The following is a 21611-nucleotide window of genomic DNA, read 5'->3' as shown; positions in this document are numbered from 1 at the left end:
AGGTGGAATAAGGTATGACAAAGGTTGCAGTCATTTCAGATATTCATGGAAACAAAACAGCATTAGATTCCGTAATGGCAGATATAAGACAGCGTGGTATTGAACGTATATTTTGTTTAGGAGACCTTATCGGCAAAGGTCCTCAAGGCTCAGAGTGCATTGAAATAATAAAAAACAATTGTGAAAAGGTGATAAGAGGCAACTGGGATGTTTTTATTCAAAATCCAGCAGAGGGTGAGTTTATTCAATGGTTTCAAGATCAGCTCACTACTGAGGACTTTCATTATCTGTCCTCCCTTCCTTTTTACATTGATTTGGAACTTAACGGCCAGCTTATTAGATTCTTTCATGCATCGCCAAGAAGTGAATTTGAACGAATCCTTCCTTTTCATTCGATAGAGAAGCGGTTATCCATGTTTGAAAATAGCGAACACACAGGAGAAACTCCTCCTCCAGACATTGTGTTTTATGGAGATATTCATACAACCCTTTTACATACTTACAAGCCTGGTATTTTGTGCAATGCCGGAAGTGTAGGTAATTCCCTGGATTTAACGACAGCTTCCTACGCTGTCATTGATGGTACATATAGTACGAATGCGATCCAATTTATACGAGTCGATTACGACCGTAACGCAGAATTACAAATTGCAAAAGATCTAGGACTCCCTGGTTATGATGAGTATCGGAAAGAACTTATGCTGGCTAAATATAGAAATGCTGAATAATTCTACTGTGGGAAGAGGTAAAGCTATGAAGATTGCCATAAACTATTCACCTGACGCACAGAAGCTTCTTGATCAATCTTTGATAAATGTAGACCTGTTTAAATGTCCTGATTTTAATTCCGATTTAATTCAGCAGGCAGAGAAGAGCAGGCCTTCATATATACATTTTGACTTGGACGCCGGTCGTGGTGATTTGGAAAGTACGGACTGGGACAGAGTAGAAGATTTCATTACACAGACGAATACGCCTTATGTCAATTTACATTTAGTTGCCTACTCTAATGACTTCCCAGCAATACCCAGTGCCAGCTTAGAACGAAGAGATTTAGCTGCAATAAAGAAAAAAGTATTAAATGATATTAGTTATGCAGTAGATCGATTTGGAGCAGACCGTATCATATTAGAAAACGTTGTTTACCGCGATCAGAACAGTGATATGCTGCATGCAATTGTGACCCCTGAACTGATCTCCGAAATTGTAACTGAATCAAAATGCGGCCTGCTGCTTGATATTGCTCATGCACAAATGACATGTTATTACTCCGGAGAAGATGTATACAGTTATATAAACCGTTTCCCGCTGGCTCACCTTAAAGAGCTGCACATCACAGGTATTCAAAAAAAGGAAGGCAGATATAAGGACAGTATGCCGATGAGTGAAGCAGATTGGAAACTTGCTGAATGGGCAGTATCCAATATTAAAAAGGGACTTTGGAATGAGCCGTGGGCAGCTTCATTTGAATATGGAGGGGTAGGACCGATTTTTGAGTGGCGAACTGATATGAAGGTGATCGCTGACCAAGTCCCCCGATTATATAACCTGATAAAGGATTAAATTGCTTGGATATTTTTAGAGGTAACACTATTTGTTGAATGAACCAATGAAGAATATATATGGCGCATTAATATCAACAGTCCGAATTGTTTAAAAAGCAGGTGTATGATTTATGCCTGCTTTTTTTTTGCTGGAGATAGACACTTTATTGAATAATGGAGTTTAACGTGTCAAATTTACGGGTTTAGTAAAGTATCTAGTTATCTATTCCTATATCATTTCTATCAATAAGCTACATAAAAAAGTTGATAACTGGGTAAGGTCTATTAAGTGGGGGAGAGTTTTTGAAAAAATTAATTATGGGCGTATTATTAGGCGCCGTTGTTGCCGGAATCATAGTGTTCTTAGTAACGGCTGACAATGAAGAGTTTGGCTATGGTTCCGATGATAATGGAGAAGAAGGGGAAGGTGAACGCACCGTTGAAGGTGATTCAGAATTAATGGAAGAACAAGATGGGGTGAGTGAGGTTATTCAATCCTCCTATAGTCAGGGAGATTATAATTTTGACGAACCTCTGGTGATAGAAGATCCCTATGGAGCTGCTCCTCTGACAGCTTTGGCCAAATTTGAAACTGATGAAGCACAGGAAATCACCGTAACGGTTGAAGGCCGTGATGGCGGAGAAGAAATCTCTAATACGTTTGACGGATATGAAACAGAACATGAGATTCCTATACTGGGACTTTATCCGGACCACGATAATACGGTAGTTTTGGAAGCGGAAACAGACGATGGAGAAACTTCTGAAACGGAACTTACGGTAACTACTGACCCTCTTCCTGATAATTTCCTGGATACAGAATTAGTTGAAGCGGATGAACAACGGATGGAAAACGGACTGACATTTATCATCCCCAGTGGGGAATATGCATACGGGGTTGATTCAAATGGGGAAGTACGCTGGTATTCTTCTATGCCGAACAGTCATGTCTTCCAGCGGCTTGAGAATGATAAGCTTGTATTTCTAACCCAGAAGGTAGAACAGTCCGGTCAGTATAACCTTATTCTTGAAATGGATATGCTCGGGCAGGTTTCTTTTGGCTCTTATATTGATGTCAGTAATTTTGAAAACTGGGGTGTCGTTCACCATGATGTCATTGAACTGCCAAACGATAATTTCCTGGCTACTGACCATGATGGTTCAGAATACATTGAGGATGATATGGTCGAAATTGACCGTGAGACAGGTGATATGGTGGATGAATTAAATATGAAAGATATTTTCCCAGAAGAAATGTATGAGGATTATGATGGTGCATCCGCCGATGAAGGAGACTGGTTTCATCAGAATGCGGTCTGGTATGACGAAAATGATGATGATATTTTAGTTTCCAGCCGTCACCAGGATGCGATTGTTGACATGAGTTATCCTGATGGAGAGGTAGAATGGATTCTGGCTGACCACGAGGGGTGGCCTGAAGAATTTGAGGATAATCTTCTTGAACCACAAGGGGAGGACTTTAAATTTCCTGGAGGACCGCACGCTATTATGACGCTTCCAGACCAGGATGATGATCCGGAAACGACTGACGTGATGCTTTTTGATAATAATATCTCCATCGTCAGGGGAGATGAAGGTCAAAGTGAAGAATTCAGCCGGGCTGTCCAGTATCGTATAAATACGGAAGAAATGACTGTAGAAGAAGTATGGTCTTACGGTGAAGATAGGGGTGAAGCTTTCTTCTCTAATATCGTAGGGGATGCTGATTATCTTGAAGAAAGCGGCAACCGCTTAATAACTTCGGGACACGCCTTTGGAGAAGAAGGGGACGACCTCCACAGCCGTATTGTTGAAACAACAGGCGATGAAGAGGCTGAAGTTGTGTATGAACTTAAGATTTCAGGTTTTGAAGAAGGCGAGAGCCGCCAAGCTTATCGAGCCTAGCGCATGCCTCTTTATCCAGAGGAATGGGAGTTTAACCTGCAGAATGAATAAAATGAGAAGATTCTCATGTGGAATGACAAAAATTTACTGTTCACCAAATATGAATACAAAGCAGTGAAGCACGTTAATGCAGAGAATCTGCTAAACACAGAAAGACCCGATCAAATTCAAAAATGAATTGTTCGGGTCTTTCTTAGATTCATGTCGTTTTATTTCTGCTTAATTCTGTTTTGCATCCCATTCTTCATCAGTTGGAGGAGAAGTACGTCTCACAAAAATGGATAGAATTAAAGCGATGAAAGATAACACCGCTACTACCATAAATGCTACATTCACTCCAAATATGTCTGGAGTTTCTACTGTCTGCTGCTGTTCGGCAGTCATAGCAGTTGTTGTCATCACTGTAACTAAGATAGCTGTCCCGACGGAAGCTGCAATTTGGCGCATTGTATTGTTCATAGCAGCGCCATGAGGGATAAGCTTTGGAGGCAGCTCATTTAAACCGGCTGTGGTTACGGGCATCATGACCATCGATAATCCAAACATTCGAATCGCATAGGCAATCATTAAGTAAGTTAATGACGTTTCGGTGTCCAGCATTCCAAGGGCGACAGTTGAGACAGTCATGATAGATAAACCGACGATAGCAAGGGCACGTGCTCCAATTCTGTCAAAAATTCGTCCTGTAATAGGAGACATTAAACCTGATATCAATGCTCCCGGCAGCAGGACAAGACCTGATTCCATGGCCGAGAAGTCTCGCATATTCTGCATGTAGAGAGGGATGAGAGTCTCAGCTCCAATTAAACCCATAAAGCTTACCATTCCAATACCTGTTGTTATTGTAAAGGTGCGTAATTTAAACACTCTAAATTCCAGCATAGGGTGACTCAGACGGAGCTGGCGGGTTATGAAGATGTATAAGATCAGAGCGCCTCCGGCAAGCGCTCCTATTGTAATAAGGCTTGCCCAGCCGTTATTTCCGGCACTGGTGAATCCGTATAATAATCCTCCAAACCCGAACGAGGATAAAATAATGGATATGGGATCAACTTTAGGGTTCTTTATCTCTGTTACATTTCTAAGAATCTTGTAAGCAATGATAATCATGATAATTGCTAGAGGTAAAATAAACCAAAACAGGTACCGCCATGAATAACTCTCAGTGACCCATCCGGATAATGTCGGCCCAATGGCTGGTGCAAATGAGATTACGAGACCAATATATCCCATGGCCGCTCCTCTTTTTTCTACAGGAAAGATAAGAAGAAACACTGTCTGCATAAGGGGCAGCATAACACCGGCACCTGCTGATTGAATAATACGTCCCAGCAGCAGTATGGGGAAGTCAGAAGCAATACCACCTACAATTGTTCCTGCTGCAAAAACAGACATTGCCGTTATGAACAACTGCCTTGTAGTGAATTTCTCCATTAGAAATGCACTAATGGGAATCATGATTCCATTAACCAGCATAAAGACTGTTGTCAGCCATTGTGCTGTATTTTCCGAAATAGACATTTCCTCCATAATAGGGGGGATCGCTGTAATCATAAGTGTTTGATTTAAAATAGTTATAAATGACCCTGCAATAAGCAGAGCAGCGATTAAAACCTTGTTGTAGTTCTGCGGCATCAGACGTCCTCCTCGTATGTCAAAAAAATCTATTAACCTCTCATTATTTAGTGACCTAATGAAAAATTATACTCCTAGAAGAGGAGTGTGACAAATATGTTGATTAACTTTTCAATCATATTTGGAAGGGATTACAAGCTGGTTGTCGAATAAGAGGAAAGGTGAGTAAAGAGGAGGGTGTTAATTGAAGGAATTTGAGGGGGCTTCCGTGTATGATCAGATTGAATTTTTTTCTTCATACTTAAACAAAAGAAACTGTAACGAAAGTCCAAATCAAATGATAGAAGAGCCGGTGTTTGTAGAATTATTGGGAAATGTAGCTGGCAAAGACGTAGTTGACCTGGGCTGCGGTGATGGAAGATTTGGGAGACAATTATTAGAACGGGGCTGTGGTACTTATCTCGGAGTAGACAATTCCGCTAATATGTTAAAGGAAGCTGAGAAAAACCTGGAGAATACTGTTGGTAAAGTCGTCAGGTCTTCACTGGAGGAGTGGTGTTCACAGGAAACTGCTTTTGATCTGGTGATTTCCCGTCTGGCTCTTCATTACATTGATAATTTATTACCTCTCCTATGCAGAATTAATAAAGCATTAAGAGAAGGCGGACGGTTTATTTTTACTGTACAGCATCCTGTTTTAACAGCTTCCATGAGAAGCGCGCAGAAAGAGGGCAGACGTACAGACTGGATAGTAGATGATTATTTTTTCAGTGGTAAACGGAGTGAACCCTGGATGGGGCAGCAGGTCGTTAAATATCACCGTACATTTGAAGAATATTTTCAATTGCTTAATGCTGCCGGATTTGAAATAAAGGATGTAAGAGAGGGCAAGCCGGATCCGTTCTATTTCACAGAAGAAGAATACAAGAGGCGGGCAAGAATTCCGCTGTTTCTTATGATTTCCTGTGTAAAGCCAGGAGGACAATGACGGAGCGGCATTCTTTTTTGGAAGAAGTTAGATGAATGAATGAGGTCTGCCTGCAGGTTTGCGGAACTGGGGACGCAGTACAGGAAGCTGTGAAAAGAGAAATATTAGAGGTCACAAATTTGAAATTAGGGAGATGGATTATTCGGTATTTATTATGGACCTGATAAACATAAGGCCTTCTCTATTAATAATGAGGCTGCTGTGGTCCTAATGCTGTTAGTGAATGAAGACTTCAAGGGAGAATTAGTTAATTTTATTAGTGAAACCATTGCTGCTCAATTCATTTTAAAGACCCATCTTCCCATCCCTGTTTCCATGAGCATAAAAGAATGATAGGCGACTTCCTTTCCAAAAGAGATTGACTTGAAGGCGGTTAACGTGCAGCTAATAGCTTAGGCTGCTGGCTGATCTTCCGTAAGATGTATAGCTGTTCCTGTTTTGATAACATCCTCCAGCTGCTCACTTTAATTTTCACTTAAATCTCCTCCATGGATAGATTTAATTGCTGTATATTAGGTTATACCGTCTTTTTAACCATTTTAAACAACAAAAATTTCTACAATGTTCGCAGGAAAGGATAAAGATACAGATGTTTTCTAAACTTGTAATGCTCTGGAAGAAGCTGGACAGAAGTAGTGCATAAACATCTGGAAATAACTTCAATTTTAAATGTTGTCCTAATAGTCATTTTTTTTGCCATATGCATAATATCTGCACATTTCCTGGGGAAGTATAATGTAGGGTTTAGCCTATCCCTTTATTGGAAAATAGGTAACAAAACTACCTTATACCTAAGGAGGATGAAGATGTCTCACTTAAAGTATCAATCCACTATTGAAAAATTGCATGAGTGTATGGAAGCGTGTAACCACTGCTACGACGCATGTCTTCAGGAAGATGATGTGAAAATGATGGCCGACTGTATACGCACTGACAGGGAATGTGCAGATATTTGCAGCTTTCTTGAACAAGCGTTAACTCGCGGAACTCCATTCGCAGCTGAACTTGCGGAAGCTTGCGCGAAAATTTGTGAAGCGTGCGGAAAAGAGTGCAAGAAGCACGACCACGACCATTGCCAGCAGTGTGCTGAAGCTTGCTTTGCCTGCGCGGAAGAATGCCGGAAGCTTGCAGCATAGCAATCCTAAAAAAGGAGCGATTGCGCAGGCATAGCGCTCCTTTTTTACGGGTTATCTGCTTGTCAGACGTATGTTGTTAATCAACATTAGGGTAAAAATACAAATTAAAAAAATTAGAAAAAACACGTTGACTTTTAAAAATACCTATGTATAATTATAAACAATTAGTAATAAACATACAGAAAACAGACACTAAATAATTCTACGATGAAGAGAGTAAATGTATTTAGAATTCTAGCGAATCAGGGACGGTGTAAGCCTGATATTCGAAATACGTTGAAACGCACTTCTGAGAAGTTCTGGTGAAGAAGCAGTAGTCAGAGCCGGGAGCTCCCGTTATCAGTATATGAGCTGGTCTATTTATATAGACAATTAGAGTGGTACCGCGGATGATACGAAGTCCGTCTCTTATTTATAGAAGAGACGGACTTTTTTGATGGAAAATATAAGGAAATACACAAGGAGGCATTTACTATGGCAAAACCAAAAGTAGTATTAGCATATTCAGGCGGGTTAGACACATCAATTTCGGTAAAGTGGATTCAGGAGAAATACGGATATGACGTAATTGCTCTTGGACTTGATGTGGGCGAAGGGAAGGACCTGGAAACCATTCGTCAAAAAGCGCTTGATGTTGGGGCTATTAAGGCGATCATGGTAGATGCGAAGGAAATGCTGGCAAAGGACTATCTCATGCCGGCCTTAAAAGCAAACGCATTATATGAAGGGAAGTATCCATTATCTTCTGCATTGTCCCGTCCACTCATCTCGAAGCTCCTCGTGGACGTTGCTGAGCAGGAGGGTGCAGTGGCTGTAGCACATGGCTGTACAGGTAAAGGAAATGACCAGGTTAGATTTGAAGTATCTATCCAGGCACTTAATCCTGAATTAGAAGTAATTGCTCCGGTAAGAGAATGGGGCATGAACCGTGATGAACAAATTCAATATGCAGAGGATAAAGGCATTCCAATTCCTGTTAATTTAGAGAATCCATTCTCTATTGATGCGAATATCTGGGGACGTGCCTGTGAAGCAGGTGTGCTTGAGGATCCTTGGATGGAAGCTCCTGAGGCAGCATATGCATGGACGAATCCTATTGAAAAAACACCAGATACACCAGATACAGTTCAAATTGAATTCGACCAAGGCATTCCTGTGGCACTCGACGGTCAGCCGATGGATCTTGTTCCGCTTATCGAAAAGCTGAATGAATTAGGTGGTATGCACGGCGTCGGACGTATTGACCATACAGAGAATCGACTCGTAGGGATTAAATCAAGAGAGGTTTATGAAAATCCTGCTGCAATGATTTTAATCAATGCTCACAAAGAGCTCGAATTTATTACTCTGACTAGAGAGGTTTCTCAATATAAAGTGAATGTTGAACAGCAGATGTCAAAAATGATTTACGACGGACTATGGTATTCACCTCTTCAGCCGGCTCTGCAGGCCTTCGTTGAAGAAACGCAGCAGGTAGTTACAGGTACAGTTAAAGTGAAGTTGTTTAAAGGCCATTACAATGTAGTTGGTAAAAAATCTCCTGTCAGCCTTTATAACGAGGAACTTTCGACTTACTCTAAAGGTGATGCCTTCGACCATAATGCAGCAGTAGGCTTCATTAAGCTTTGGGGACTGCCGACAAAAGTGAATGCAGATGTGCATAAAGCAAAGGAAATTAAAGCAAAGAAAGTACCGGTGAGTGTGAATGAGTAAGCTGTGGGGCGGAAGATTTACGAAGCCGACGGATAAGCTGGTCGAAGAGTATACCTCTTCGATCGGTTTTGATGTTAAATTGGCATTACAGGATATACAAGGAAGCAAAGCGCATGTTGAAATGCTTGGCAAATGTAATATTATTTCAGGTGAAGAAGCCTCCCAAATTAAAGAAGGTCTTCAAATCATTGAAAAAAAGATCGAAAATGATGAAGTCGAGTTTTCAGTAGAAGATGAAGATATTCACATGAATATTGAAAAGCTTTTAATAGAAGAAATTGGTCCGGTCGGCGGCAAGCTGCATACGGGGAGGAGCCGTAATGATCAAGTGGCGACCGATATGCACTTATATTTAAAGGAAAAGACGAATCAGCTTATTAAGTTAGTTGAAGCTGTTCAGCAAGCACTGGCTGAACAGGCCGAACAGCATGTTGATACTATTATTCCGGGCTATACGCACTTGCAGCGAGCTCAGCCCGTTTCATTTGCGCATCACCTGCTGGCTTACTTCTGGATGTTTGAGCGGGATAAAGAGCGTCTTCAGGACAGCATTAAGCGAATCGACTGGTCTCCTCTTGGAGCAGCAGCACTTGCGGGTACGCCTTATCCTGTTGATAGAAAAATGACGGCCGAAGCTCTTGGGTTTGAGAACGTTTATCCAAACTCATTAGACGCCGTCAGCGATCGTGATTTTATTCTTGAATTTTTATCGATTTCATCCATTTTAATAACTCATATTTCAAGGTTGTCGGAGGAGCTTATTCTATGGAGCAGCCAGGAGTTTGATTTTGTTGAGCTTGATGATGCATTCTGCACAGGTTCAAGCATTATGCCACAGAAGAAGAACCCTGACGTGCCGGAGCTTCTACGTGGAAAAACGGGGCGGATTTATGGAAATCTAATGGGTCTGCTGACGCTGCTTAAAGGGCTTCCTCTTGCCTACAATAAGGATATGCAGGAAGACAAAGAGGGGATGTTCGATACGATGGAAACGCTGGACGGGGCATTGTCTTTGCTCGCTCCAATGCTTTCTTCGATGGAAGTGAAGGGAGCGAATATGCGCCAGGCTGTGAATGAAGATTATTCGAATGCCACAGATATTGCTGATTATCTAGCCGTCAAGGGAATGCCATTTCGTGATGCTCATGCAGTCATTGGCCAAGTCGTTCTTTATGCTATTGAACAAGGAAAGTATTTACTCGAATTAAAGCTTGATGAATATCAACAGTTTTCGGAGTTGTTTGAAGAGGATATTTATGAAAAGCTTGCGCCTGACCACGTGGTTGCTGCCCGTATCAGTGAAGGTGGTACAGGATTTGAACAAGTAAAGGAACAACTGAAGCTTGCAAAAACACATTTGAAATAAAATGGAAAGATCGGGACAAAACTGAATAAAACATAAATAATCCGGATGATTTTTAGAAATCAGTTCGGATTATTTATGTTAAAAAGAATTCACACTATCGCTCCGTCCAAATGCTTCGCTTTCCGTGGACACAGCCTCAGATTCATCAGAAAGTAAAGAGCGCTTTCCTGCGGGATCTTCGGCTCGTGCTGTCCCCACAGGAGTCTTCGCATTTTGACTACGCTAATAATCTCGTTTATACAAATGTCTGTTTTTTTGACATAAATGCTTTACTTAAGCCTCAGCGTCTTTTTGTACGTGCTGGAAAAGGTTATAGTTCCCTTTGTTTTGGGAATAGTGATAGTACAAAATAAAAAAAGGAGTGGGTATAGCGGTGACTAAGCATATTGAAGCTTACTTCAAGACGGAAAACGATGCCGAAAGTGCGAAGGCAGAGCTCCAGAAGCTTTCCGTAACAAATGAAATGGTAGAGCCGATTCCTGAAGAATCCCGGTTAACCGGGGTGGTGCCTGTACTAAACCAGAGCCAGTCAGCAGGCGTGGCCAATTTCAGTGACGTGATCAATCCCGAGAAAAGCACTTCACGGGAAGATACACCGCCGGAGGTTAAGCACCTGACCTATTTGCTTCATTTTGATGTAGACAGTAAAGAATATAATGATGCTCTGGCCATATTGAAAACCCACCATGGGCATATGAATCAGGACAAATTGTGATAGGAAGCGATGCTCCTTGCCGGGATCATCGCTTTTTTCATAGGGCAAGTGAGCAGCAAGCCAGACAATTTTCCTTCTACATGTACATACTCGCTAAAAAGATTCCGAGCGTTTTTTGATAGATTTCATCAAATTGTGTGATGGGCAGAGGATTGATTCCTTGACCAAGCTCTACTGTAAACCCTGGTTTGCGAAAATCTTGAATAAACCAGTCCTTGTAACCTGCGAAGCTGTAAACGTATCGGATGGGGTCATAACCGCTCACGCGGGAGAATTCGTTGATGATCCGGCGGGAACCGGCAGGCTCCAGATTCTTATATCCCCAATAAATGACTTCCCCTTGTGTATGAAAAGCCAGTAATTTTTCGAAATTCAATTGTGCTGCTAATTCTGCCATGGCGATGCTTTCTGGTTCTGTCAAGGGCGCGTATCCTGGAAAATCCCTCGGGGCGGGTTGTTTTGGTTTTCGTTCTGCTTCTATTTCCCAGTTAGCTGGATACTGGTTATTTAAGTCAACCCCGCGGATATTCGCTTTCCACCCCCTGAAATCCCTATTTCCGCCATTAATACGCAAGGCTTCTTCGCCAAACTCTCCTTCTGGCGGACCGTGTAAACCAAGATCAACGCCGTCGGGGTCCACCATTGGAACAATCGATAAAGTGATTTGATCGTAGAAAGGGTACATCATATGTCCCCGGATTGCTTCATTATTTGTAAGAGCTAATAAGTAGTTATTAACAAATTCCATAATGACAGCAGAGGTAATCCATTCCTGGGCATGAAAAGCACCATTCCAATGAACTACTTTCTCACCTCTGCCTATTTGAATTTCAATCAAGTCTTTTCCCATTACACTTTTGCCAATTGTCCGCATTCTCATAAAAGGATAGAGATCAGCTAAGTTTTCTAAATCAGCAGCTAAAACTTGAGAGTCATAATTTTGTCTGGGGTTAATAATCGTTGAAGTAACTCTTGATGGAATTTGAATGCTCTGCCCGATTTGCAGTGCTCTCGGGTTTGTATTTGGGTTGACTAATAATAAGCTGTCGATCGAGGAGCGTTGGGTTGAAGCCAATTTATAAAGAGAATCGCCTGCCTTTATGTTATAGCTTTGAAGCTGGTAACCTGGAATCTGAATGGTCTGTCCAATGGATAGGGAAGATGGATTGATAGTGGGATTGGAATGAATAATGAGGGGGAGCGGAACGTTAAATGTATTGGAATAGGACCATAAAGTATCTCCGCTTCTAACTTGAACCTCCATGCACTGCAGCCCTCCCTGAATCATTGATATTATCAATATTATATGGTTTTTCTAAAATAAAAATGTTCATTAATTAATGTGTCCGTTACAATAAGGAGATGGACGCATATTAGAAAGAAGTGAAGAGAAATGACAACCTTTAAGAATATAGGTATAAATGAAACATTGGGACTCAAATTGAAAAAACTTGGGCTGACAGAACCTACTCCTGTTCAGGAAAAAGCGATACCACTGCTGCTTGATGGACAAGATGTCATGGCTGAAGCTCAGACAGGTACAGGTAAAACACTCGCCTTTTTACTGCCGCTTTTACAAATGATTGATACAGATCAGCCCACTATACAAGGATTAATTGTAACTCCTACCCGGGAATTAGCTCTGCAAATCACGAAGGAACTGGAAAAGCTTCGTTCAGACCACACAGGAGTGCTGGCGGTTTACGGGGGTCAAGATGTAATCAAACAGGCAAAAAAATTAGGCCGGACGCACATCGTTGTAGCGACTCCAGGAAGACTGCTGGATCATGTACGCAGAGAGACTATCTCATTAAGCAGCGTAAAGCATGTTGTGTTAGATGAAGCGGATCAAATGCTCGAAGCAGGGTTCCTTCCTGATGTGAAAGAGATCTTATCTGAAACTCCTGCACAACGACAGACGAGCGCATTCTCAGCAACTATTTCTGCTCAAGTGAAGAGCCTGGCTGGTAAAGTAATGAACAAACCTGAAAAAGTAACGGTTCAGGCTGAAAAAGTAACCCTTAAAGAAATTAAGCAGCTCGTTTATGAAACAACGGACAGGGCTAAGCAGGATACGTTAATACAAATTATGAATGAACACCGGCCTTTCCTTGCTGTCATTTTCTGCAGAACGAAACGGAGAGCGGGTAAGCTTTATGGTGCTTTAAAGGCTGAAGGTTTTGAAGTGGATGAATTGCATGGTGATTTATCGCAGGCGAAGCGGGAAAAAGTGATGCAGTCTTTCCGTGACGCTAAAATCCAGTACTTAGTCGCAACGGATGTAGCGTCACGAGGGCTCGATGTTGAAGGAGTAACACATGTGTTCAACTATGATATTCCTCAAGACACGGAAAGTTATATTCACCGCATCGGCCGTACTGGACGTGCTGGCGGAAAAGGTCTTGCTATTACCTTTGCAGCACCTAAGGATAAACAAGCGCTGCACATAATAGAAAAGGGGATAGGTGAAAAGCTGCTTCGTCGTTCAGTATCCACTTTTGCTCCGGGGAAGAGAGAGCAGGAAAGGGAACAGAAAGACCGGTCTCGACGGAGAAGACGCAGGTAAGTAAAAGAAGCGGGCGAGTCCTGCTTCTTTTTATGTGATGCTATAGAAATCGTTAACATTAAGGCTCAGTTTGAAATATGATAAGTTAAAGTTGTAATTCCTAGTTAATCAATAGGAATTATGTAAATTTGAGGAGATGAATCAAATGGGCGTGGAGTTTGTCGACCTTTTTAATCAATGGGCGGACTCTTATGATGATACGGTTTCGGGAAGTGATCCAGAATACAAAGAGGTCTTTGAAGGGTACGATGCTATGCTGCAGGAGCTGGCTGATTTATCAATATCCCCTGTGCTTGAATTTGGAGTGGGTACGGCAAATTTAACACAAAAGATAGTTGCCCAGCATAAAGTAGTAATTGGTATTGAACCATCTGAAGAAATGAGGCGGATTGCAAAAGTAAAATGTCCGGAAGCTGCTGTGTATGCGGGTGATTTTATCCATTTTCCGATGCTGCAAATGCCGGTTCGTTCAATTGTAAGCTCGTTTGCTTTTCACCACCTTAATGATCAAGAGAAAAGGTTAGCCTTAAAGACATATTATGATAAACTGGAACCAAATGGAGAACTTATTTTCATTGATACATTGTTTAAAGATGAGAATTATAAGCTGCAGATGATTAAAGAAGCAGAAGACAAAGGATTTATGAATTTAGCCCAAGACTTAAGAGAGGAGTATTATCCTTACCTGGAGGACCTTGAGCACATGTTTCTGCAGCTTGGATTTAAAGTAACATTTAAACCATTAAACAAATATGCCTGGCTGATCCAGGCGGGAAAAGGAGAATGATGTATGCCGCAAATGAACGTTGAAAGTTTTAACCTTGACCACACAAAAGTGAAAGCCCCTTATGTCCGGCTGGTAGGAGTAACAGAGGGTGATCATGGAGACAAAATTTTTAAATATGATATCCGCTTGAAGCAGCCGAACAAAGAGCATATGGAAATGCCTTCTCTTCACTCGCTGGAGCATTTAATGGCAGAGAAAAGCCGTGACCACCATGATCGTGTCATTGATATTGGACCCATGGGCTGCCAGACCGGCTTCTACCTCGCTGTTCTAAATGATGACAGCTACGAAAATGTATTAAATGTATTAGAAAATACGCTCAATGATGTTCTTGTAGCTGAGGAAGTACCAGCATGCAATGAAGTCCAGTGCGGTTTTGCAGCGAGCCACAGCTTAGAGGGTGCGAAGGAACTTGCTCGTGAATTGCTTGAGAAACGAGATGAATGGACAGAAGTCTTTTAAATATTAGAAGGTGAGGAAATCCGATGGGATACGTTACGAACGTTCAATCACTTGTCGGTCAGACACCGATGATTGAATTGACACACTCTGCGATTCCTAATCAAGCGCGCATTTTTGCAAAGCTCGAATTTATGAACCCAGGCGGCAGTGTCAAGGACCGTCTGGGTTTAAAATTGATTGAAGATGCATTGGCCCGCGGGCTGTTGAAACGAGGCAGCACAATTGTGGAACCGACTGCAGGCAATACAGGCATAGGCCTGGCCCTGGCTGCAATCGGAAAAGGTTTTAAAGTGCTGTTCGTTATTCCGAAGAAGTTCAGTATAGAAAAGCAATCGTTGATGAAAGCTCTGGGTGCGCAAATTGTTCATACACCTACTGCTGAAGGAATGATCGGAGCAATCAAAAAGGCTGAGCAGCTTTGTGATGAAATTCCTGATGCTTTTAGTCCTCAGCAATTTCACAATATGGCGAATCCCAATACGTACTACGACACGCTGGCACCGGAAATTTACAATGATTTAAACGGGCAGATTGATATATTTGTTGCAGGAGCAGGAACTGGCGGTACATTTATGGGTACTGCCCGTTATTTAAAAGAGCAGAACCCTTTGATAAAAACAGTAATCGTAGAACCTGAAGGATCGATTTTAAATGGAGGAAAACCTGGTCCTCATCGAACAGAAGGAATCGGTATGGAATTTTTACCTTCTTATATGGATGACAGTTATTTTGACGCTGTTCATACAGTTTCGGACAAAATTGCTTTTCAACGTTTAAAGGAGCTGGCTTTGAATGAAGGACTGCTTGCAGCCAGCTCGTCCGGTGCTGCATTCGAAGCGGCATTACGAGAAGCAGAAAAGGCGGTTCCAGGGGCAAGAATTGCTACGATTTTTCCGGACAGCAGTGAGCGTTATTTAAGCCAGGGGATTTATGAGGAGTGTAAGCAATGAGGAAAAAGACACGACTGATTCACGGAGGAATAACGAGTGACGAGCATACTGGCGCGGTTTCTGTACCTGTTTATCAAGTGAGTACCTACAAACAGGATGGCGTTGGTCAGCATAAAGGATACGAATATTCAAGAACAGGTAATCCGACCCGGTTTGCTCTTGAGGAGCTGATTAAGGAACTGGAAGGAGGCTGTGCAGGATTTGCCTTTGGGTCTGGAATGGCAGCGATTACAGCTGTAATGATGACTTTTAAACAAGGAGATCATGTTATTTTTACGGATGATGTATATGGGGGAACGTACCGCTTTGTTTCTAAAGTCATCAACCGTTTTGGAATAGAGTCTTCATTTGTAGACACGAGTGAAACGGCGAACATTGAAGCGGCGATAACAGATAAAACTAAAGCAGTATATGTAGAAACACCGACAAATCCGCTGCTCAAAATAACGGACATGAAGAAAGTTGCAGAGCTTGCGAAAAGCAGAGGATTAACGTTTATTGTAGATAATACCTTCAGTACGCCCTATTGGCAGAATCCGCTTGAAGCCGGTGCAGACATTGTTATTCACAGTGCGACCAAATATTTAGGTGGTCATAGTGATGTCGTTGCAGGGCTTGTTGTTGTAAATTCAGAAAAGACTGCAGAAGATGTCCACTTTGTTATGAATTCTACAGGCGGGGTGCTGGGCCCACAGGATTCATGGCTCCTTATGCGTGGTATTAAGACGCTTGGAGTACGAATGGAAGAAATTGAAAGTAATACAAAAAGCTTTGTAGAATTTCTTGAAACTCTATCCGAGGTTACAACGATTTATTATCCTGGCTTGAAAAATCATAAAGGCAGGCAAGTTCACGAAACTCAGGCAGGCGGATACGGCGGTATGATTTCATTTGATGTCGGCAGCGGGGAGAGAGCCGGTCAGGTGCTGCGCAATGTGAAATACTTTACGTTAGCTGAAAGTCTTGGCGCAGTTGAAAGTCTGATATCGGTGCCGGCAATGATGACTCATGCTTCAATACCAGCTCAGAGGCGGGCTGAGCTCGGAATTACAGACGGTCTTATCCGCGTTTCGATAGGACTTGAAGATATTGAGGATTTAAAAGAAGATTTTTTACAGGCATTGAGAAAGTAAAGGGAAAGTCGGTCATATAGTGGCCGTCTTTTTTTGAAGCTCGACTGATTACCATTACATGAATACTACCCATCCTCTTAGACACACTATAGGTAAGTGATGAAACAGGAGGAATGACGATGGATTACACTCATTTTAAGGCTCAACTTGAGGAAAGAAAACGAGAAATTGAGCAAAAAATGATAAAAAATAACCATTATGGGTTGGACCGCGGGTTTGCAAGTGACAGGGCTTCTGGAGAATTATCTCAATATGATAATCACCCAGCAGATTCTGGAACTGAGCTGTACGAGCGGGAAAAGGATATGGCTATGCTGGATCATGTCGAGGAAGAGTTAGAAGAAATTAAACATGCTTTAAAAAGGATGGAGCAGGGGACTTACGGTGTGTGTGCAGTAACTGGGAAACAGATTCCAAAGGAAAGGCTTGAAGCTTTACCAACTGCAAGAACATTAAAAGAATATGCTTCTGCTCAACATGTTCCAAATGACAGAAGTATTGAAGAAGAAGTGCTGGAAGAAATTGATCAGGGGGATGACAGAGAGCCTGATGCTTACCAGCAGGCCGCATCATTTAACGAAAATAGCATGACTTATGAGGACTCTTCTTTGCAGGAAGAGGATGAGGGGGCAGGGTATACTGAAGAATTTGAACCTTTCGTGTCCACAGATATCCATGGATATACAGGGGATGAAAATATTCACCTTGAACATAACCTTCATTATGAAAAGTATAAAGAAGAACATGACGAATGGGATAAATAACAAGAGGTCGGGAGAAAACTGAATAAAACATAAAATAATCCGAATGATTTTGTAGAAATCAGTTCGGATTATTTATGTTAAAGAAGTTCACACTATCGCTCCGTCAAAATGTTTCGCTTTCCGTGGGCACGGCCTTAAGCTTCCTCAGATAGCAAGGAATGCTTTTCCGGAATCTTCGGCTCGTGCTGTTTGCACAGGAGTCTTCGCATTTTGACTACGCTAATCCTCTGCGTTTATACAAATGTTTGTTTTTTGAAATTACTGCTTTACTTATGTTCCAGCCTCTTGTTAATAGCCCACTTCTACAGAAGCGTTGACAATATACATTTGATCATTGGAATCATTTTTTTCTTCAAGAACGATTCCGCTGGTCGTCATCATCCCGCCATCCAGTTTCTCTATTTTTACATCTCCGTAAGGGATAGCCTGTTTTACTTCTTCTTCATCAAGGTTATCGTGATCAGCAGGGAGGGCAAGTTTTACATTCACTTTCATATTATTGAGGTCTTGATCAGGTAGTGCTTCACGGATCCCTGGCATTGAATTGGAGTTTATCGCATTTTGTACGGCACGTATGGATGCATGGGTAATGTTTTGTCCGTGGACATCAATTCCCATACCTGTTTGGATGAACATTAATTTTTCCATTGCTTGAAATCCTCCTATTTCGTATTTATAAAACCATACCCGCAGAACCAACTAATTAAAAGTCTTATTTGTTGAATAAATATAAGTAATCAAATATAATCAACTTACAAAAAGTAAGTGTTAGGAGATGTTAATTTGAATTATTCAACGGCGGAAAGTCCCCATATTAAAGAAGTGACGATTCGAGTGACTGATTTAATGGAAGCGAGACGATTTTATACTGAAGTTATTGGTCTAAAAGTCTTGAAAGAAACAAAGGAAGAGCTTCAGCTTGGCGTTGGTGAGCACGTACTGCTTATGGTACGATCTGGTGCAGAGTTTAAAAAATTATCAGGAAAGGCAGGGCTGTACCATTTTGCATTGTTAGTGCCGGCTCGGGAAGACTTGGCGGGTATACTGAACCATTTACTTAATGTAAACGCCCCTATACAAGGCGCAGCTGATCATATTTTTAGTGAAGCGATTTATCTTAGCGATCCTGATGGGAATGGGATTGAGGTGTATTGTGACCGTCCTAAAGAAAAGTGGCAGACAGAAGATGATGGCTCATTGCCTCTGGCTTCAGATCCTTTAAATGCAGAGGACATATTAAAATATAAGAATCAGTGGGAGGGGCTGCCTGAGGGTACGGTAATGGGACACATCCACTTGCATGTGGCGAGCATTCCTGAAGCCCTTCATTTTTATCATTCAATTCTAAATTTTCAAGTAAAAATCAGGCATGGAAACCAAGCTTTGTTTTTAGCGGCACAAGACTATCACCATCATATAGGATTAAATACATGGGCCGGGGCAGGTGTTCCTTCCAACCCGCCTGAAGCTGCCGGACTTATAGAATATTCATTACAGGTGGCTTCAGCTGAAGAACTTGCTCGTTTAGAAAAACTTCTGCAGGAAAGTGATTATGCCTGCAAGCGTGGTGAAAATTATATATTAGTGAAAGATCCATCTGGAAATCAAATGCGTTTTATACTTTAAAAAAAGCGATCTCAGCTGAGATCGCTTTTTTTTATGATACCGATTGTTTAACAGGATCAAAAATATTCATCGTCCACATTCCGATATCTTCAAATCCGAGCCGCTTGTAAATTGAACCTGCTTCCGGGTTGTCGTAAAAAAGACAAAGCATTTTCTCTTCTTCTAACAGATCCTTACAAAGCTGTTTCATACAAGTACTGGCATAACCTTTACGTTTGTGGTCAGGATGAGTACAAACCCCTACAATCATGGCGGACATCGAATTTTCAGCTGTTGTGGAAGCACTGGAAATGATTTGTTCACCCTGCTGCACGTAATAAATCCGGGCAGATTTTCCTTCTATTCCTTTAATCATGCTGCTTTCACGGCTGGCATCCTGTTCAAATTCAGGAATCTTGTCGTGCAGTTCGATAATTCGAGGCACATCCTTTACGGATGCTAATTTAACGAGCGAAGTTTCCAGGTTCAGTCCAAGCTTATTCTTGCTGTCACATTTCGCGTAATAGAGTGACCGTGTTTTCTTAAGCTGATGGTTGATGTAAGGAAGAATTTGTTCCGTTATGGATTGAATGCCGGAGAGCTGCATAAAGTCAAAGTCTCTATTAATAACATTGGCGAAACCTTCAGCATTAAAGTTCCCACTTGCGTAAGCAATATAATTGTTATGATATTTAAGTAATATGGCACAGAGTTCCTGCTGCTCGTCAAAGTCTCCCCAAAGTGTTTGAAAATCCTGATCATATCCGAAGTTTTCAATATCACCAATGATGAACAAGTTTTCGGCAGGCTTTTCAGCTAATAAGCGTTGACAAGCTGTATCATCTTGTATTGTTAGTTTACGGATCATACTCATTCCCCCCCCCTTTGTTATGTAAATTGTATTAATTTTACCAAAAATAATGAAAATTACAACTGAGATTAGAAATTTTTTCAAAATCGATAAGTTTTAATAAAAGTGGTCACACTAAAACGGAGGCAATAAAAGGGGGATTTAAATGAGGACCATACTTTTAATTATTATAGCTGTAGTGTTCTCGGCTCTACCTGCTCAGGCTGAGAGTGTTTATAGCATTAAGCATAAAGATCGCGTTATGGAGGACTATGAAATTCATATTGATTTTCCAAACTTTGACGGGCTGATCAACAAAAACCTTGAACAGGAAGTAAACGGGCAGATAAAGAGTGAGATTGAAGAGACCATGGAGGAAGTAAAGAGAGCAGGGGAAGAATCTGTAGGTATTCCAGTCTTATATTACGGCGAATCTTCCGTTATAGAGGACAAAGATTTAATTTCAGTAATCCTCATTTCAAACATTACGAAAGGGGACCATTATGCATCCTCCGTGCGGTCGATTAATTTTGAGAATAAAGAAGGGGGAGTCTTCATGAATTTAGAAGATGTGGCTCACCTTGACAAGTTGAATGTAGAGGTGGAAAGAAAACTAGCGCGTGATCCGGAGACCTTTAAAGTGCAGAACTTCGGAGGGGTAAGAAAGGATACTGCTTACTACATTAACGATGGAAAGCTTACTCTCGTCTTTGATAAATACGAAATTGCATCAGGAGTATACGGTACACCCGAAATTAGTATTCCGTACCAACTAGTTAAGAAAGAAAAACCTCAGCATAAGAAGAGCGTGCCCATTCCAAAAACAGTTTAAAAAAGGAAGCATAGGTTATCTATGCTTCCAATATTTCTTCTTCTGAAGTTTGATCTCCGTAATAATGGAACAAATACTGCTCTTTTGAAATCATATATAAATCATAAATATCCACGTCACGATTAATCCATTGATAAATCTCAGGGTACAGCTCATTTGCATTCACAACGTAAGGTAGTTTTAAAGCTGCTTTTAAAGATCTGACGTTTGCACGTCGTATTTTCATAAAGATTCCTTCAATAGTAAGCTGGAAGAAAAGCTCTTCAAAAAATGCTTCCTTTGCTATTTTATTATATCCTTTTCCGAAGAAAGGTTTTCCAATCCATGTCGCAAGAAATCCTTTATTTTCATGAATATCAAATAAGTTTATTGTACCTATTGGCTGGCCCCACTCATCAAGGATCGTCCGGGAAATTAACTCTCCGTGTTCTTCAGCTTCCATAGTCTGCTTGGTGATGAAATAATATTCATCGCTGGTATCTGCTTTATCACGCACATACGGGAAAACTTCAGGGTCAATCATCAAGTCAAACAGAGCTGGAACATCGTGTAAGTCACGCTTTTTCAGCATAAAAAATCCCTCCTTGTTGTTAGAGGAGGGTAATCTGAACGCAGGAAGCTCATGTTCAGCAGGTTCAAACCACCCTCGAATTTTCATCAATTGCTCACAAAAATTCGGGGTGGGAATCGAACCCACTAGAACCAGCTCGTTGGCTGGTG

The 21611-nt window shown here is 41.4% G+C and carries 21 protein-coding genes and 1 other annotated feature; of the genes, 16 read left to right on the top strand and 5 right to left on the bottom strand.

The window, feature by feature from the left end:
- Positions 1–14 precede the first annotated feature (14 nt).
- The 3 genes from LF822_RS18230 (at position 15) to LF822_RS18220 (ending at position 3449) form a co-directional block, all read left to right on the top strand.
- The gene (locus LF822_RS18230) at positions 15–728 is read left to right on the top strand and encodes a metallophosphoesterase family protein (protein ID WP_253925532.1); all 714 of its coding nucleotides are present in this window, start codon (positions 15–17) and stop codon (positions 726–728) included.
- Between the two features lie 25 nt (positions 729–753).
- The gene (locus LF822_RS18225; protein WP_253925531.1) at positions 754–1563 is read left to right on the top strand and encodes a multinuclear nonheme iron-dependent oxidase; all 810 of its coding nucleotides are present in this window, start codon (positions 754–756) and stop codon (positions 1561–1563) included.
- A gap of 284 nt (positions 1564–1847) precedes the next feature.
- Positions 1848–3449, top strand: coding sequence for an aryl-sulfate sulfotransferase (locus LF822_RS18220; protein WP_253925530.1), 1602 nt, complete (start codon positions 1848–1850; stop codon positions 3447–3449).
- A gap of 219 nt (positions 3450–3668) precedes the next feature.
- On the opposite strand, the gene LF822_RS18215 is transcribed toward LF822_RS18220, so the two are convergent.
- The gene (locus tag LF822_RS18215) at positions 3669–5084 is read right to left on the bottom strand and encodes an MDR family MFS transporter (RefSeq protein ID WP_253925529.1); all 1416 of its coding nucleotides are present in this window, start codon (positions 5082–5084) and stop codon (positions 3669–3671) included.
- Between the two features lie 184 nt (positions 5085–5268).
- Here LF822_RS18215 and LF822_RS18210 point away from each other — a divergent pair, with 184 nt between their 5' ends.
- The 5 genes from LF822_RS18210 (at position 5269) to LF822_RS18190 (ending at position 10942) form a co-directional block, all read left to right on the top strand.
- On the top strand, positions 5269–6012 hold the full coding sequence (locus tag LF822_RS18210) for a class I SAM-dependent DNA methyltransferase (RefSeq protein ID WP_253925528.1): 744 nt from the start codon (positions 5269–5271) through the stop codon (positions 6010–6012).
- Between the two features lie 806 nt (positions 6013–6818).
- Entirely contained in the window at positions 6819–7148 is a 330-nt protein-coding gene (locus tag LF822_RS18205; protein ID WP_253925527.1) for a four-helix bundle copper-binding protein, read from the top strand.
- A gap of 195 nt (positions 7149–7343) precedes the next feature.
- Positions 7344–7560, top strand: a binding site (T-box leader).
- A 62-nt stretch (positions 7561–7622) separates the two neighbouring features.
- Positions 7623–8861: an argininosuccinate synthase gene (locus LF822_RS18200; RefSeq protein ID WP_253925526.1), complete on the top strand. Its 1239-nt coding sequence runs from the start codon at positions 7623–7625 to the stop codon at positions 8859–8861.
- On the top strand, positions 8854–10227 hold the full coding sequence (argH, locus tag LF822_RS18195) for an argininosuccinate lyase (RefSeq protein WP_253925525.1): 1374 nt from the start codon (positions 8854–8856) through the stop codon (positions 10225–10227). Before LF822_RS18200 ends, argH begins: the two co-directional genes overlap by 8 nt.
- Before the next feature lie 373 nt (positions 10228–10600).
- Positions 10601–10942: a hypothetical protein gene (locus LF822_RS18190; protein ID WP_253925524.1), complete on the top strand. Its 342-nt coding sequence runs from the start codon at positions 10601–10603 to the stop codon at positions 10940–10942.
- Between the two features lie 76 nt (positions 10943–11018).
- Here LF822_RS18190 and LF822_RS18185 read toward each other — a convergent pair whose 3' ends face one another.
- A complete protein-coding gene (locus LF822_RS18185; protein WP_253925523.1) occupies positions 11019–12206 on the bottom strand; it encodes a M14 family metallopeptidase in 1188 nt (395 codons plus the stop codon).
- Positions 12207–12335: 129 nt separating this feature from the next.
- Here LF822_RS18185 and LF822_RS18180 point away from each other — a divergent pair, with 129 nt between their 5' ends.
- The 6 genes from LF822_RS18180 to LF822_RS18155 all read left to right on the top strand — a co-directional run bounded on the left by LF822_RS18180 (position 12336) and on the right by LF822_RS18155 (position 17604).
- Complete coding sequence (locus tag LF822_RS18180; RefSeq protein ID WP_253925522.1) at positions 12336–13508, top strand: DEAD/DEAH box helicase; 1173 nt, start codon at positions 12336–12338, stop codon at positions 13506–13508.
- Positions 13509–13653: 145 nt separating this feature from the next.
- Positions 13654–14295, top strand: coding sequence for a class I SAM-dependent DNA methyltransferase (locus LF822_RS18175; protein WP_253925521.1), 642 nt, complete (start codon positions 13654–13656; stop codon positions 14293–14295).
- 3 nt (positions 14296–14298) lie between these two features.
- Positions 14299–14757: an S-ribosylhomocysteine lyase gene (locus LF822_RS18170; RefSeq protein WP_253925520.1), complete on the top strand. Its 459-nt coding sequence runs from the start codon at positions 14299–14301 to the stop codon at positions 14755–14757.
- Between the two features lie 23 nt (positions 14758–14780).
- A complete protein-coding gene (locus LF822_RS18165) occupies positions 14781–15707 on the top strand; it encodes a PLP-dependent cysteine synthase family protein (protein WP_253925519.1) in 927 nt (308 codons plus the stop codon).
- On the top strand, positions 15704–16840 hold the full coding sequence (locus LF822_RS18160; protein WP_253925518.1) for a bifunctional cystathionine gamma-lyase/homocysteine desulfhydrase: 1137 nt from the start codon (positions 15704–15706) through the stop codon (positions 16838–16840). Before LF822_RS18165 ends, LF822_RS18160 begins: the two co-directional genes overlap by 4 nt.
- A 119-nt stretch (positions 16841–16959) precedes the next feature.
- Positions 16960–17604, top strand: a complete 645-nt coding sequence (locus tag LF822_RS18155; protein ID WP_253925517.1) for a TraR/DksA C4-type zinc finger protein — start codon at positions 16960–16962, stop codon at positions 17602–17604.
- A 288-nt stretch (positions 17605–17892) separates the two neighbouring features.
- Here LF822_RS18155 and LF822_RS18150 read toward each other — a convergent pair whose 3' ends face one another.
- Positions 17893–18252 (bottom strand): Lin0512 family protein, encoded by a 360-nt coding sequence (locus LF822_RS18150; RefSeq protein WP_253925516.1) that lies wholly within the window; start codon positions 18250–18252, stop codon positions 17893–17895.
- Between the two features lie 135 nt (positions 18253–18387).
- On the opposite strand from LF822_RS18150, the gene LF822_RS18145 reads away from it, so the two are divergent.
- A complete protein-coding gene (locus tag LF822_RS18145; RefSeq protein ID WP_253925515.1) occupies positions 18388–19230 on the top strand; it encodes a VOC family protein in 843 nt (280 codons plus the stop codon).
- A 31-nt stretch (positions 19231–19261) separates the two neighbouring features.
- Here LF822_RS18145 and LF822_RS18140 read toward each other — a convergent pair whose 3' ends face one another.
- A complete protein-coding gene (locus LF822_RS18140) occupies positions 19262–20077 on the bottom strand; it encodes a GNAT family N-acetyltransferase (RefSeq protein WP_253925514.1) in 816 nt (271 codons plus the stop codon).
- A gap of 148 nt (positions 20078–20225) precedes the next feature.
- Between LF822_RS18140 and LF822_RS18135 the strand changes: the two genes are divergently transcribed.
- A complete protein-coding gene (locus tag LF822_RS18135; protein ID WP_253925513.1) occupies positions 20226–20891 on the top strand; it encodes an RsiV family protein in 666 nt (221 codons plus the stop codon).
- A gap of 19 nt (positions 20892–20910) precedes the next feature.
- Here the strand turns inward: LF822_RS18135 and LF822_RS18130 are convergent, their stop codons facing one another.
- Positions 20911–21462, bottom strand: a complete 552-nt coding sequence (locus LF822_RS18130; protein ID WP_253925512.1) for a GNAT family N-acetyltransferase — start codon at positions 21460–21462, stop codon at positions 20911–20913.
- Positions 21463–21611 lie beyond the last annotated feature (149 nt).

Origin of the sequence: Halobacillus sp. A5, from assembly GCF_024189315.1 — a bacterium.
Taxonomy (GTDB): Bacteria; Bacillota; Bacilli; order Bacillales; family Halobacillaceae; genus Halobacillus_A.
The sequence above is the reverse complement of the archived record's forward strand: the minus strand, read 5'-3'. Positions and strand labels throughout refer to the sequence as shown.

Bases quoted from the DNA above. Each gene is read 5' to 3' on its own strand.
- LF822_RS18230 (WP_253925532.1), top strand. From the start codon at position 15: ATGACAAAGGTTGCAGTCATTTCAGATATTCATGGAAACAAAACAGCA.
- LF822_RS18225 (WP_253925531.1), top strand. From the start codon at position 754: ATGAAGATTGCCATAAACTATTCACCTGACGCACAGAAGCTTCTTGAT.
- LF822_RS18215 (WP_253925529.1), bottom strand. From the start codon at position 5,084: ATGCCGCAGAACTACAACAAGGTTTTAATCGCTGCTCTGCTTATTGCA.
- LF822_RS18205 (WP_253925527.1), top strand. From the start codon at position 6,819: ATGTCTCACTTAAAGTATCAATCCACTATTGAAAAATTGCATGAGTGT.
- LF822_RS18200 (WP_253925526.1), top strand. From the start codon at position 7,623: ATGGCAAAACCAAAAGTAGTATTAGCATATTCAGGCGGGTTAGACACA.
- argH (WP_253925525.1), top strand. From the start codon at position 8,854: ATGAGTAAGCTGTGGGGCGGAAGATTTACGAAGCCGACGGATAAGCTG.
- LF822_RS18185 (WP_253925523.1), bottom strand. From the start codon at position 12,206: ATGGAGGTTCAAGTTAGAAGCGGAGATACTTTATGGTCCTATTCCAAT.
- LF822_RS18180 (WP_253925522.1), top strand. From the start codon at position 12,336: ATGACAACCTTTAAGAATATAGGTATAAATGAAACATTGGGACTCAAA.
- LF822_RS18175 (WP_253925521.1), top strand. From the start codon at position 13,654: ATGGGCGTGGAGTTTGTCGACCTTTTTAATCAATGGGCGGACTCTTAT.
- LF822_RS18170 (WP_253925520.1), top strand. From the start codon at position 14,299: ATGCCGCAAATGAACGTTGAAAGTTTTAACCTTGACCACACAAAAGTG.
- LF822_RS18165 (WP_253925519.1), top strand. From the start codon at position 14,781: ATGGGATACGTTACGAACGTTCAATCACTTGTCGGTCAGACACCGATG.
- LF822_RS18160 (WP_253925518.1), top strand. From the start codon at position 15,704: ATGAGGAAAAAGACACGACTGATTCACGGAGGAATAACGAGTGACGAG.
- LF822_RS18155 (WP_253925517.1), top strand. From the start codon at position 16,960: ATGGATTACACTCATTTTAAGGCTCAACTTGAGGAAAGAAAACGAGAA.
- LF822_RS18150 (WP_253925516.1), bottom strand. From the start codon at position 18,252: ATGGAAAAATTAATGTTCATCCAAACAGGTATGGGAATTGATGTCCAC.
- LF822_RS18140 (WP_253925514.1), bottom strand. From the start codon at position 20,077: ATGATCCGTAAACTAACAATACAAGATGATACAGCTTGTCAACGCTTA.
- LF822_RS18135 (WP_253925513.1), top strand. From the start codon at position 20,226: ATGAGGACCATACTTTTAATTATTATAGCTGTAGTGTTCTCGGCTCTA.
- LF822_RS18130 (WP_253925512.1), bottom strand. From the start codon at position 21,462: ATGCTGAAAAAGCGTGACTTACACGATGTTCCAGCTCTGTTTGACTTG.